Annotated in this window: 5 protein-coding genes; 1 reads left to right on the top strand and 4 read right to left on the bottom strand. The window is 68.6% G+C overall.

Annotation, left to right across the window (positions count from 1 at the left end):
* Positions 1-82: 82 nt before the first annotated feature.
* Positions 83-592 carry a DUF4878 domain-containing protein gene (locus tag QSJ18_RS07900; protein WP_286325808.1) on the top strand — a complete coding sequence of 170 codons (510 nt, stop codon included), beginning with the start codon at positions 83-85 and terminating at the stop codon, positions 590-592.
* Positions 593-718: 126 nt separating this feature from the next.
* Here QSJ18_RS07900 and QSJ18_RS07895 read toward each other — a convergent pair whose 3' ends face one another.
* The 4 genes from QSJ18_RS07895 to QSJ18_RS07880 form a co-directional block, all read right to left on the bottom strand.
* Entirely contained in the window at positions 719-1,075 is a 357-nt protein-coding gene (locus tag QSJ18_RS07895; RefSeq protein WP_286325807.1) for a hypothetical protein, read from the bottom strand.
* A gap of 253 nt (positions 1,076-1,328) precedes the next feature.
* Positions 1,329-1,583 (bottom strand): MbtH family protein, encoded by a 255-nt coding sequence (locus tag QSJ18_RS07890; protein ID WP_286325806.1) that lies wholly within the window; start codon positions 1,581-1,583, stop codon positions 1,329-1,331.
* 108 nt (positions 1,584-1,691) lie between these two features.
* Positions 1,692-1,913: an MbtH family protein gene (locus QSJ18_RS07885; RefSeq protein WP_286325805.1), complete on the bottom strand. Its 222-nt coding sequence runs from the start codon at positions 1,911-1,913 to the stop codon at positions 1,692-1,694.
* A gap of 91 nt (positions 1,914-2,004) precedes the next feature.
* Positions 2,005-14,733, bottom strand: a 12,729-nt coding sequence (locus tag QSJ18_RS07880) for an amino acid adenylation domain-containing protein (protein WP_286325804.1), incomplete at its 5' end; no start/stop codon positions are given.

Here is a 14,733-nt window from a genome sequence, read left to right as displayed (position 1 = left end):
ACCACAGTCCGTTTCATTCCCGTGGTGGATCAACCCGAGATCCACTGAGTTAGTGTTGGCTTACCCAACTAGAGGAGTTCGCATGATGCTTCGCAAGCTCGCAGCCGTCGCCGTGGCAGGCGCCGCCGTGTTCGTGGTCGCAGGCTGCTCGGATACCGAGGAAGCCACCGACCGCGCGACCAGCGTCGCCAAATCCGTCGCGAGCGAGGTCTCGGCCGCCGCCACATCCGTCACCAGCAAGGTCGCCGGTGCGATCGACCGCCTGGACGTCCCGCAGGCACAGACGATTCTCACCACCGCCACCAATCCGTCGACCCCGGTGTCCGACCTCGACGCCGTCGTGGACGCCGACGCTGCCACCAAGGCGAAGCTCGCCGGTTTCAACAAGAGCGCCGCCGAGCACGGCTACACCTTCACCGTCACCGACGTGAAGGCGACGGGCGTGAACACGGCGAACGTCGACATCTCGGTGAAGAGTCCGCACATCCCCATGCCCGACGGCGCACCGATGACGCTGACCTACACGAAGGTCGACGGCACCTGGAAGCTGACCACGGAGTCCGCGAACAGTCTGATCGCCCAGGGCCGCTGACCCACGATCCCGACCCGCGACGGTCGTCGGCACCCGCCGACGACCGTCGTTCTCGCCACAACGACTTCGGCGGCCCGACCGTGAAGGTCGGACCGCCGAAGGTGATGTATCAGTCGTCGAACAGTGTCAGCTGACCGCCCGCAGACCGCCGCGCACCGCACCCTGTGCCGGCAGATCACGACCAAGCCACGAGACGATCTCCCCCAGCACGTTGCTGCGGTCGGCGTCGGACTCGATCGCGACGAGCGCGGGCACTGAGCACATGAGCGCGCCGTACAGCGCGGCGACACCGGACAAGCCGTTGGTACGCATGACATCGTCGTATGCATCGATGGTCGTCGACAGCGTGCCATAGGTGACCACGTCGTCGCCGAGCCGGACCGCCGTCAGCCGCGGCGTGACCGCCGCCTTGCGGTGAATGTCGTCAATGAGCTGAGCGTGCATACCGAACCCCCGGTCCTTGCCTTCATCTGCGTACGTCATAGCCGCCTCCCAGTCCGCATGACCTCGGCTAATGGCTCCAGTCTGCACCAAATCGGCGCTGCAGGAAACCATCGACATTAACTCCGTGAGAAAAACCACAGAAATCAAGCGGTATTGCGCCTTGACTACAGGCTATCCCGCGTGACTATTGGGATCAATGTGACCAGAGTTGTTGATGTGGAAGCGTTATCTCGGCGACGCCGTAACTCCACTCACGCAAGTGTCCATCGTGGAGCACTCACCCGGGTGACCGTTATTCGGCCTCGGGCGCGGGCTGCCCCGACGCACGCGCCGCCTGATCCGCCTCCATGGCGTCGATCAGACTCTTGGGCCGCAGGTCGGTCCAATTCGCCTCCACATACTCCAGACAGGCCGCCCGGCTGTCCTCACCGAAGACCTTCGTCCACCCCGCCGGGATGTCGGCGAAGGTCGGCCACAGCGAATGCTGATTCTCATCATTGACCAGCACAAAAAAGCGGCCGTCCTCATCATCAAACGGATTCGTCATTCGATGTCCTCATCTCTCACGGATAGCGTTGCCACTATGTTAGGGCACCCTCAATTGTGCCGGTAATCCGCCCATCACAGTCGCACCCTTCGGGGTGCGACGGACCGGTCACGGGCGGCTGTCGGCCTCCATCGCCTCGATCAGACTCGTCGGCCGCAGGTCGGTCCAATTCGCCTCCACATACTCCAGACAGGCCGCCCGGCTGTCCTCACCGAAGACCTTCGTCCACCCCGCCGGGATGTCGGCGAAGGTCGGCCACAGCGAATGCTGATTCTCATCATTGACCAGCACAAAAAAGCGGCCGTCCTCATCATCAAACGGATTCGTCATTCGATGTCCTCATTCTGTCGTGTTCGTCGTCGTCTTCGCTGTCGTTTGCGTCGTCATCCGTATTCGCGCTCGACCCTCTCCCGGTCACCGCTCATGAACCTCCCGCGGAAGAATCCTCGTCGAGCAACCCGTCGAGGACTGGGCCGATCACCGCGAGCGCATCCGCATCGGCCATCCCGAGGTGATGGGTGTCGACGTCGGTGTTGGTGATCGCACCGCCGACGAACGGCGTCCAGCGAGCCGCGATGACGCGCGGGTCGTCCTTGTCCGCGGTCGCGGTGAACACATGCAGGTCACCGCCGAAGGGTTCCGGTCGGTAACCGAGGACGACGTGAGCCGACGCATCGAAGCTCTCCATGATGCGTTCGACCTGCTCCTCCGCGAGCAGTCCCATCCCGGCGATCTGTTCCCGGATGATCGTGGTCAGCTCGGCAGCGGTGGCGGCATGGACGTCGTCGCCGAGATCGAACAGTTCGCGCCACCCACCGAGCAGGTCGGCCACCACCGAGCCGTCCGAGGCCTCGTCGGTGGTCTGCTCGTCGGCGGTCTGACCGACGGCGGTCTGCTCAACGGCGGTGGGGACCGCCGTGTCGGCGGCCGCCAGCTGTGCCAGTGCCCGATCGCGGGTCTCGTCCTCCTCTGGCGCGGCATCCATGATCGCGAGCAGCGCGACCTCCTCCCCCGCCGCCTCCAACTGCACGGCCATCGCGTGTGCGATGACGCCGCCGACCGACCATCCGAGCAGGTGGTAGGGGCCGGTCGGTTGCACCCTCCTGATCTCCTCGACGTACCGGCGGGCGAGGAGATGCGCGTCGGTGACCACCGGCTCCCCGGTGACCACATGCGGATCCTGCAGCCCGTAGATCGGCCGGTCGGCGAGGTAGGGCGCCAGCCCGCCGTAGAACCAGGCCAGGCCACCGGCCGGGTGGACGCAGAACAGCGGCGCCCGCCGGCCCTCGCTGCGCAGGGCGATCAGCACGTCGTCACCCAGTGCGTTGCCCTGCGCCACCCGATGAGCGATACCCGCGACGGTGGGATCGCTGAACAGCCACGCCAACTCGATGTCCACCGCATGACGTTCGCGCAGCCGCGCCACCACCCGGGTGGCCGCCAACGAGTTGCCGCCCAACCCGAAGAAGGACGCGGTGACGCCGACCTCGTCGACCCCGAGGACGTCGGCGAAGACCTCGGCGACGATGCGCTCGATCTCGGTGCGCGGTGCGACATAGGTGTCGGCGACCACCTCGGGGACGGGCAGTTCCCGCCGGTTCACCTTGCCCGCCGGGTTGAGCGGCATCTGGGGCAGCGTCATCCACACGTCGGGACGCATGTAGGCGGGCAGCGCGGCCGCGGCCACCGCGCCCGCGGTATCCACATCGACGTCGGCCGGGGCGAGATAGGCGACCAACCGCTGGCCTGCGGGCGTGGACGCCACCGCGACCGCGGCATGCACCACACCCGGCGCACCGCCCAGGACGGCCTCGATCTCGCCGAGCTCGATCCGCTGGCCGCGCAGCTTCACCTGGAAGTCGGTGCGGCCGAAGTACTCCAGCTCGCCGTCACGGTTCCAGCGCACCCGGTCGCCCGTGCGGTACAACCGTCCACCACCGCCGCGCGGATCGGCGACAAACCGTTCGGCGGTCAGATCCGGCCGGTTCGCATAGCCGCGGGCGATCTGCACACCACCGAGATACAACTCGCCGAGCACACCCGGTGGCACCGGCCGCAACCGGTCATCGAGCACATAGGTGGTGGTGCCGGCGACCGGTCGACCGATCGGGACGCCGCGCTCACCGGCCCGCACCTGATGTCGGGTCACGTCGACCGCCGCCTCGGTCGGACCATACAGATTGTGCAACCCGACGGCCGGTAACGCCGCGACGACGCTCTGTGCGGTGGTCGCGGTCAGTGCCTCGCCGGAGGTGAACATCAGGCGCAGTGATTCGAGCGTGGCCAGTCGTTCCGGACCGACCACGTCGACGAAGGCCGACAGCATCGACGGCACGAAATGCAGGACCGACACCTCCCGCTCGACGATGATCGCCGCGAGATAGTCGGGATCGCCGTGCCCGCCCGGTGCCGCGATGGCCAGTTCGGCGCCGACCATGAACGGCCACAACAACTCCCACACCGAAACGTCGAAGGTGACCGGGGTCTTCTGGAGGACGACGTCATGATCGTCGAGCCGGTAGTCGTCCTGCATCCAGGCCAACCGGTTGGCGATCGCCGCATGCGAGACGGTCACCCCCTTGGGCACGCCCGTCGATCCGGAGGTGAACAGCGTGTAGGCCGCATGGTCGCCCCGCAGCGGCGCGATCCGGTCGGCGTCGGTGATCGGCCCGGCCGATTCCGCAGGCCGATCCGCGTCGACCGTGAATACCGGCAGTTCGGCGTCGCCTGCGACATCCACCAGTGCCGTCGGACCGTCGCCGACGACCAGGATCGCCGCGACGTCGGCTGCCTCGATCATCGCCGCGATCCGGTTGGCCGGGGCATCGACGTCGATGGGTACGTAGGAGCCGCCGGCGGCGAGCACGGCGTGGATGGACACCAGCAGTTCCACCGAGCGCGGCTGGCACACGGCCACCGCGACATCCGGGCCGACGCCGGTGGCGATGAGTGCGCGGGCCAGTGTGAAGACCCTGGCCGAGAATTCGCGGTAGGACACCTGCCGGTCGCCGAAACTCAGGGCGGTCGCACGACCGCGTCCGGCGATCCGGGAACCGATGAGATCGGGCAGGAGCTGGGGTGCACCGGCGACCGCAGGTCCTTGTGTCCAGTCCCCGATCGTCGCCAGTTCGGCCGGCGAGGCCACCTCGATGTTTCCGACGGCGACGGCGGGAGTGGTGGTCACCGTGTCGAGTACCCGGATCAGCCGTTGTGCGAACAGCTCCATGGTGGATTCGTCGAACAGATCGGTGGCGTACACCACCGAACCCGCCCACGCCGCACCGGCTTCGGTGGCGTTGACGGTCACGGTCAGGTCCAGCTGGGCAGGCACCTCGGGTGGCGACAGTGGAGTCACCGACAGTCCGCCTGCCTCGATGGCAGGCAGATCGTTACCCGCTCGCCCCGCGACGGCGGCCTGATCGAAGGTCAGCATCACCTGGGCGAGCGGCGAGAATGCCTCCGACCGAGTCGGATTGAGATGCTCGACGAGGGTTTCGAAGGGGACGTCGGCGTTGACGAAGGCGTCCAGGTCGGTGTGCCGCACCTGATCGAGCAACTGCGCGAAGGTCATCGAGGGGTCCACCGACGTTCGCAGGACCAGCGTGTTGACGAACATGCCGATCAACTGGTCGAGGACCGGCTGCCCGCGCCCGGCAACCGGACTGGCGACGGCGATGTCGTCGGACGCCGACAATCGAGCCAGCAGCACGGTCAGGGCGGCGTGCACGACCATGAACGGCGTGGCGGAGGCCGCCGCGGCGATCTGCGCGACGCGGGCGGTGAGATCGTCGGGGATCTCGAAGGCGACCTGCGCCCCGCGATGGGTGGCCACCGGCGGACGCGGACGGTCGGTCGGCAGGTCCAGCACGTCCGGCAACCCCGACAACTGGCCGGTCCAGTAGGAGAGTTGCTGTCCCACCGGCGAATCCGGGTCATCACCGGTCCCCAGCACCCGATGCTGCCAGATCGCGAAGTCGGCGAACTGCACCGCAGGCGGCTCGAGCTGCGGTGCGGCACCGGCCGCCCGGGCGGTGTAGGCGGTGGACAGGTCGGCGATCAACGGCCCGAGCGACTGCCCGTCGGCGGCGATGTGGTGCAGCACGATGGCGAGCAGGTACTCGCCGTCGGCGATCGGGCACAGCCGAATCCGCAGCGGCCAAGTAGCGATCAGATCGAATCCGCTGGTCACCGCGGACTCGACGTCCGCCGCCGATTCGACCACCGCCCAATCGATCCCGTCGGCCACCTCGTCGACCGACCCGATCTGCTGGTTGGGCACCCCGCCGATGTCGCCGAACCTCGTGCGCAGGACTTCGTGGCGGATCACCACGTCGACCATGGCCGCGCGCAGGGCGTCGACGTCGAGTTGACCGGTCAGGCGCAGCACCGCGGGCAGGTTGTAGGTCGGGGCCTGCGGCTGCAGTCGGTTGATGAACCACATGCGCTGCTGCGCGAAGGACAGCGGGATCGGCTCGGGCCGTGGCGTATACGCCACGATCGGCGCACGTAGGTCGGTACCGGCACGTCCCCCGACGACGGCGAGCAGGTCGCGCACCGTCGGCGCGGCGAAGATGTCGCGCACGGAGACGTCGGTACCCAGTTGCTCACGCAGCCGGGCCGCCAGGCGCATCGCCGACAACGAACTGCCGCCGAAGTCGAAGAAGTCGGCGGTCACCGAGAACCGGTCGACGCCGATCACCTCGGCGAAGGCCGCGGCCGCTTCGGCCTCCGCGGCCGAGGCGGGTTCGACGAAGTCGTCGGTCCCCTCGAAGTCGGGTGCGGGCAGGGCACGCCGATCGAGTTTGCCCGCGGAGCTGAGAACGACGTCGTCGAGCAGTACCCAGACCGTCGGCCGCATATAGGCAGGCAAGGCGTGGGCCACCGACGTCTTGACCGCATCGACGTCGATGCCGGCGGGGGCCAGATACGCCACCAGATGGTCGGCGCCCGCGGTGGTCGACGCCACTGTCGCCGCCGCGTGGACGACGCCGGGGGCGGCGGCGAGGACGGCCTCGATCTCGCCGAGTTCGATCCGCTGGCCGCGCAGTTTGACCTGGAAGTCGGTGCGGCCCAGGTATTCGATGACCCCATCGGTCGTCCAGCGCACCAGGTCGCCGGTCCGGTACAGGCGCGTCCCCGCGGGCCCCTGCGGATCGGCGACGAACCGTTCCGCGCTGAGCCCGGGCGCCGCGGCATAACCGCGTGCCACCTGGACCCCGCCAAGATAGAGCTCGCCCGGGAATCCTGGTGGGACCGGCCGCAGCCGGCTGTCGAGGATACGGGTGACGGTGTTCCACACCGGCGCACCGATCGTCACCTGTTCGGCGTCGGTCACCTCCGCCCAGGACACCTCGACCGCCGCTTCGGTCGGCCCGAAGAGGTTATGGATCTCGACGCCGGGCAGGTTGGCGCGGGTCTTGGCCACCAGCGGGGCGGGCAGCGCCTCACCGGAGGCGAACAGCCGGCGCAGCGACGTCAGCCGGGCCAGGCGGTCCGGGGCGACGACGTCGAGGAACGCCGCGAGCATCGAGGGCACGAAGTGGACCGAGGTCGCCGCCGACGTCTCGATCAGGTCGGCGATGTAGTCGGGGTCGGCGTGTCCGCCCGGCTCGGCGACGACGATCGTCGCACCGCTCATCAACGGCGCGAACAGTTCCGGTACCGAGACGTCGAAGGTGTAGGGCGTCTTCTGGATGATGCGATCCCCCGGGCCCCATGGGAAGGCATCCAAACCCCACCACAGCCGGTTGGCGACCGCGGCATGCGAGACGGTGACACCCTTCGGCCGACCGGTCGAACCCGAGGTGAACAGTGTGTAGAGTGCCGAATCCGCTCGGGACGTGGGCAGTTCGACGTTCACCGATTCCCGGCCGTCATCGGTGTCGCCGCTCTCGTCGACGCACAGGACCGACAGCTGAGGGTCGAGCCCGGCCACCGCGTCGGGCACGCCTCCTGCACCGACTAGCACCAGACCGACACCGGCCGTGGCGACCATGTGTTGCACTCGCTCCGTCGGCGCGGCGGTGTCGATGGGTACGTACTGACCACCGGCGGCCGCCACGGCATGGACGGCGACGACCATCTCGACCGAACGGTCGAGGCAGATCGCGACCGCGTCCTCCGGGCGGACACCGTGGGAGACGAGGAGTCGTGCGAGGCGATCGACCTTCTGGCCGAACTCCCGGTAGGTGATCCGACGGTCGCCGTCGATTACCGCCACGGTGTCGCCTGCTGCAGCGATGCGATCCCGCACGGCCGGTACGACCAGCGCGCCGGTCGCGGCGACAGCCGGTCCGGCGGATAGTTCGTCGATGGCCGCGGCCTGCGCCGCCGACAGCACCGACACCTCCGCAGTCGCCTGGTCCGCCTGCGCGGCCAGCTGCCGCAGGATCTCTACCAGCGCATCGGCGAAGATCTCGATCTGCTTGTCGCCGAAGGCACTCGGCAGATACTTCAGCTTCACCGAGAGTCGTCCGTCGGCGACGCTGGTGAGCAGATTCAACGGGTAGTGAGTGGAGTCGAGCGACTGCACGCCGCGGATACCGAGACCGGTCCCGGCGGCGGCACCCGCACCGGTCAACGATTCGGTGTTCACCGGATAGGACTCGTGGACGAACAGCGTGTCGAAGCCGACCCGGCCCGCACCGATGGCGAGGATCTCGGAGAGCTCGAGGTGCTGATGGTCGAGCACCGCCACCTTGTCGGCCTGGACGCCGACGAGGAGTTGCGCGACGGTGGCCCGGGGATCGACGTCGACGACTGCGGGCAGTGTGTTGATGAACAAACCGACCATGGCGTCCACACCGTCGAGGTCGGCCGGTCGGCCGGACACGGTTTCCCCGAAGGTGACCACGCGATTCCCGCTGAGGCGCGACAGCAGGATCGCCCAACCCACCTGAAGCACGGTGGCCAGGGTCGCGCCGTGTGTCGACGCCAGGTCCTCGAGTGCGGCGGTCGCGGCCTGATCCAGCTGTACCGAATGATCCCGCGGCAACATCGCCGCACTGGCCTCGGCCCCTGGGGCGAGGAGTGTCGGTCCTTCCACCGGTTCGAGTACCCGTGTCCACGCACGATCGCCCTCGCTGGTGTCCAACCGCGACAGATAGCGCAGATAGTCGGCGAAATCTCCGGTGCCCGAACCGGTCTGGGCGGTGTAGGTGGCACCGGTCGCATACAGGGCGAGCAGGTCGGCGAGCACCAGCGGCCCCGACCAGCCGTCGAACAGGATGTGGTGGTTGGAGATCACCACCGACACCCCACCACCATGCCGAACCGCGACGACCCGCAACAGCGGTGGCGCATCGAGGTCGAAGTGGGTGATGCGCTCGGTGGCCTTGACCTCTTCCACGGTCGCGACACCGTCAGTATCGGCGGCATCGGCGTCGACGACCCGCCATGGCACCTGCACCCGGTCGGGTACCACGGCGACCACCGCACCCGACGGTACCCGGAGGAAGCCGCTACGCAGCGCACGATGGTGCCCGAGCAATTCGTCGGTGGCCCGCCGAAGCCGGTCGAGGTCGACCGAAGCATCGAGGTCGAGCACCGCCTGGGTCACATAGACGTCGACGGCCTCGTCGCCGGCGAGTTCGGCCTGGAAGAACAGTCCGCGCTGCAGCGGCGACAGCGGCCACACGTCGGCACCCGGGAAACGCCGCGCGAGTTCGTCGAGGTCGTCCTGGGTCACCGGGCTACCGGGCACATCCGACGGGGAAAGGCCCACCGTCGCACCGGTTGCCACCAGATCGGCCACCGAGCGGAGCTCGTCGGCGAACTGGTCGGCGATGGCCTGCGCGTCGGAGGAGGCCAGGCGTGCGGGCACGAACCGGAGGTCGGCGCTCAGCACCGGACCGTCAGGGCCTGCCCCGATCACCGCGTTGATGGTCAACTCCGACATCGCGGCCAGGTTCCCGTCGATCACCGCGGGCAGGAAGGGGGCGTCCGGGTCGGGCAACCAACCCCCCGGCTGCGTCGCCGGATCACCCTCGGCGACAGTCGCTTCGGGGCCGGCACCATCGGCGGCGGGCACATCTCCGGCCGGTGCCCGGTTGCCGAGGTAGTTGAACGCCACCGCGGGTAGCGGCCGATCTCCCAACGACGACGGCCCATCTCCGTACCGCAGCAGCCCGAAACCGATGCCGTTGTCCGGCTGTGTGACCCGTTCCTCCTTGGCCGCCTTGATCGCGTGCACGATGTCGGCGCCCGGATCGACGGCGAGCGGCGCGATCGTGGTGAACCAGCCGACGGTACGCGAGAGGTCGACGCGACGACCGTCGCGCCCGCCCGCGACGACCTCGTCGTAGCGGCCGTGTCCTTCCGACAGGACCGTCACGGCGCCGGAGTCCGCCCGGCCGGTGTCGATGCGCCACCGCGCGACCGCGCGTGCGAGCGCCCCCAGCAGCACGTCGGGTACGGCGGCGCCGAACGCCTGCGCCACCGGACCGGCCACGGCTCGGGTGACCGCCGATTCCACCTGGAGCACCACCGATTCGGTCTCGCGATAGCGCGCGGGTACGGTTTCGGCTTCGGTCGCCGCCCCGAGCCGCGACGACCAACGCGCCACCTCGCCGAGTCGCGCCGGGCGCCGGCTGTCGAGGGCGTGCGCCCATGCGCGCATGCTGGTCTGTTCCGGACGTGCCGACAGCGGCTGTCCGCCGCGGTGTTGCGCCCACACGGTGAGCAGATCCTCGATCAGGATCGGCCAGGACACGGCGTCGACGGACAGGTGGTGAATCGCCAGCAGCACGCGCCCGTCCCCGTCGACATCGGTCACCAGCACCGCTTGCACCACCACACCGGCCGACGGGTCCAGCCGTCGCGCCGCGTCCGCATGGGCGGCGCGCAGATCCTCGGCGAAATCCGCCTCACCCACCCGATGCGCGCTGCGTAGCGCGCGGACCGCGGACGGCGCGTCGAAAGTCGTGGGCGCGTGCAACGACCAGCCGGCCGGACCGGCGCGGAGCGCGGCGCTGAGCATCGGATGCGCGGCGACGACCGCCGTGAGGATCTCGGCGAGATCCTCGGTGTCGAGTCCGGTCGGCGCGGTCAGCACCATCGACTGGTTGAAGTCGGCGAAATCGGCCGGGGTCGCCGACGCCTCGGTCGCCATCCACGACACGATCGGCGGCAGGGACAGGAGGTCGACGGGTCCGTCGGCGGGTTCGGTCAGCCACGGCAATTGGGCCGAGGACTCCGCAACAGCCCGTGCCATACCACGAATCGTCTTGTGTTCGAATATCTCTCGTGGCGACAGCGACAACCCGATCGCCTTGGCTGCCGAGGCCAGCTGGATCGAGGAGATCGAGTCGCCGCCGAGCGCGAAGAAGGATTCGGTGACCCCGACCCGATCGCGGCCGAGGAGACCGGCCACGATCGTGGCCAGCGATTCCTCGACGGAAGTCGCCGGTTCGACCTCATCGGCGGTCGGTGCGGGTGCCGGGACGGGCAGGGCACGACGATCGAGTTTGCCGCCGGGGGTCAGCGGCAGTTCGTCGAGTACGACGATGTGATGGGGCACCATATGCCCGGCCAACCGTTGGGCGGCGGCCTGCGCCACGGTGTGGCCGTCGACCGCACCTACGACGTAGGCGACCAGTCGCGACCGGCCGGAGCCGTCGGTGATCCCGGTGACCACGGCGGCCTCGACACCCGGCTGCTGGACCAGCGCCGTTTCGATCTCACCGAGTTCCACACGCTGACCGTTGATCTTCACCTGATGGTCGGCACGTCCGGCGAACTCCAGTTCACCGGCCGAGTTGACCCGCACCAGGTCACCGGTGGCATACATCCGTGCACCGCCGCCCGCGAAGGGATCCGCGACGAAAGACCCTGCGGTCAGCGCGGGACGGCGCAGGTAGCCGCGCGCAAGTGCATCCGGGCTGCCCAGATACAGTTCGCCGACAACCCCGCTGGGAACCGGGTGCAGGCGCGAATCCAGCACGTAGGCGGCGAAGCCCCGCACCGGATGCCCGATGGTGATCGGGGCGCCAACCACGGACCGTCCCGTCGACGACCACACCGTCGCTTCCGACGGTCCGTAGAAGTTGAACATCCTTCGGCCAGGCGCGGTTTCGGCCGCGTCCCGCTGCGCCTCCGACCACCGCGCGACCAACTCCGGCGGGCACGCCTCACCACCGGTCACCAGATTGCGCAGCGACGTGCCGCGGTGGGGATCGACGGTGGCCAGCACCGTCGGGGTGATGAGCGTGTCGGTGACACGGTCACGTTCGAGGATCCGGCCCAGCGCGTCACCGGCATACTCCTGCGCGGGTGCGACGACCAGGGTGTGTCCCAGACCGATCGACCACAGCATCTCCAGGACCGAGGCGTCGAAACTCGGTGAGGCCACATGCAAGACCCGGGTATCAGGGGACTCCGCGGGGCGCCCGCTGATCTCGGCCAGGGCATCGACGAAACCGGCGATACCCCGGTTGGTCACCCCGACGGCCTTCGGCCTGCCGGTCGAACCGGACGTGTAGATCAGGTAGGCGAGCGAGTCGAGGCGGATCACACCGTGGCGATCGGCCGCGGCGATCGGTGACGCGTCCACCTCCCGGTCGGATGCCGAGGCAACGTCGATCCACTCACATCCCGAGTCCCCCAGCCGCGACCGGGTACCGGCGACCGTAACCCCGTGGCGCACGCCGGAGTCCGCGACCATGAAGTCGATGCGTTCCTGCGGATAGGACGGATCGATGGGAAGCCAGGCGGCACCGGCCTTCACCACACCGAAGACCGCCACGACCGAGTCGATGGAACGTTCCACACCCACCGCGACGATGTCGTCGGTGCGCACCCCGGCAGCCAGCAGCACCCGCGCGAGACGGTTGGTGCGAGCGCCGAACTCGCCGTAGGACACCGTCTCGCCGTCGCAGATCAGCGCCGGGTGCGCCGGTTCACGCGCAGCGGCGGCGAGCAGATCCACCAGCACCCGGGGGGTGCTGACGCCGCCGTCCGCCGCGGGGAGCGCGAGACCCGTCGAATTGCGACTCGGCGCCATCGCCATCAGCGCCGCATCGTCGACGACGTCGATGTCCCCGATCACCGTCGCCGGGTCGGCGACCATGGCGGTTAGCACCCGATGCCAGACGTCGGCGAACCGGTGCATCGTGTGTTCGTCGAACAGTGCGGTGGCGTACAGGAATTCAGCGCGCATCGCGGAATCGTCGGTACGGTCGAAGACACCGACGGTCAGGTCGAATTTCGCCACCGTGTGCAACGAGCCCAGCGATTGCGCTCCCAGCCCGCGCTCCTGCGCGTCACCGATCGGTCCGTGTGCCGTCGGCGCCGACTCGTGGGTGAAGGCGATCTGCACCAACGGCTGGTAGGACGTCGACCGCTCCGGGGCCAATTCGTCTACGAGGTCATCGAATTGGGTGTCGGCGTGCGCGAACGCATCGACGTCGACGTCGCGTACCGCGGCGACGAAATCGGCCACCGAGCGGCCCGGATCTGCGTCGGTGCGCAGCACGAGGGTATTGACGAACATCCCGACCATGTCCGCGAGCGCGGCGTCGGTGCGGCCGGCGATCGGCGCCCCGATCACCACGTCGGCCGTCGCGGCCAATCTCGACACGGTGATCGCGAGGACGGCGTGGGCCAGCATGAAGACGGTGACGTCGAGTTCCCGGGCGAGCTTCTCGAAGCCGATCGCGGTGGCGTCGTCGACGCGGACGCTGACGACCTCGCCGTGCTGGTCGATGACCGCGGGTCGCGGCCGGTCCATCGGCAGATCCGTCACCGGCGGCAGGTCGACGAGTTGCGCACGCCAGTAGGACATCTGGCGGCCGGCAGGCGTCGCCGGATCGTCGGTCTCGCCGAGGACCTCACGTCGCCACACGGCATAGTCGGCGTACTGTGCCGTCAGCGGTGTCGGGGTGGGCACGTCGACACCGGTCCGACGCAGGTAGGCGCCGAGCAGGTCTCGTTCGAACACCGGACCGGACTCACCGTCGAAGGCGATGTGGTGGACGGTGACGATGAGGTCGCAGTGGTGCGGAGATTCCGAGACCGCCACCCGGATGGGCAACTCCGAGCTGACATCGAAGCCGCGCAGCGCCCCGGCCCGCAGTTCGCGATCGTCGTCGACGACGACGAAGTCCAGCCGGTCACGGACCGAATCGAGATCCAGCACAAGCTGATACGGACCGGCGTCGTCGGAGGGATAGATCGTGCGCAAGACCTCGTGACGTTCGAGTACGTCGATGATCGCGGCCCGCAGTGCCCCGACGTCGAGACCACCGGTGATCCGCAAACCGAGCGGAATGTTGTACGCGGCCGATGCGGTGTCGAACTGGTTGATGAACCACATCCGCGACTGTGCGGTCGACAGCGGCAGCCGATCCGGCCGGGGCATCGGACGGAGCCGGGTGATGGTGCGATCCCGCCCAGACACGGCGCCTGCGAGGCCACGCACGGTCGGTGTGTCGAAGAGGTCGCGGACGCTCACGTCGACGTCGAGGACATCGGCCACCCGTGCCGCTACCCGCGTCGCCGACAACGAGTTGCCGCCGAGGTCGAAGAAGGACGCGGTCACCGAAATCTGCTCGGCCCCAAGGATCTCGGCGACGATGCCGGCAATCGCCACCTCGGCATCCGATTCTGCCGCGACGTGGTCGACGACCTCGATCTGCGGGGCGGGCAACTGCCGTCGGGCGACCTTGCCCGCACTGTTGAGAGGCATCTCGGCGAGCACGACCCATTGGGTGGGCCGCATGTACTCGGGCAGTGCGGTGGCCACTGTGGCCCGCACCTGATCGAGGTCCACATCCGCGGGCGAGACGTAGGCGACCAGTTGGGCGCCGCCCGCCAGTTCGGCGACGCCCGCGGCCGCATGGACAACGCCCGGCGCGGAGCCGACGACCGCCTCGATCTCACCGAGTTCGAGGCGTTGTCCGCGCAGCTTCACCTGAAAGTCGGTGCGCCCCAGGTATTCGATCTCGCCCTGCGGGTTCCAGCGCACCAGATCGCCGGTGCGGTAGAGCCGACCGCCGTCGTCGTCGAAGGGATCGGCGACGAAGCGTTCCGCGGTGAGTCCGCTGCGCGAGGCGTATCCCCGCGCCACCTGGACGCCACCGAGATAGAGTTCGCCGGGCACACCGACGGGGACCAGTTGCAGGCGTGAATCGAGGATGTATGTGGTGGTGCTCGG

Source organism: Gordonia heveisoli, from assembly GCF_030315745.1.
Classification (GTDB): Bacteria; Actinomycetota; Actinomycetes; order Mycobacteriales; family Mycobacteriaceae; genus Gordonia.
The sequence above is the reverse complement of the archived record's forward strand: the minus strand, read 5'-3'. Positions and strand labels throughout refer to the sequence as shown.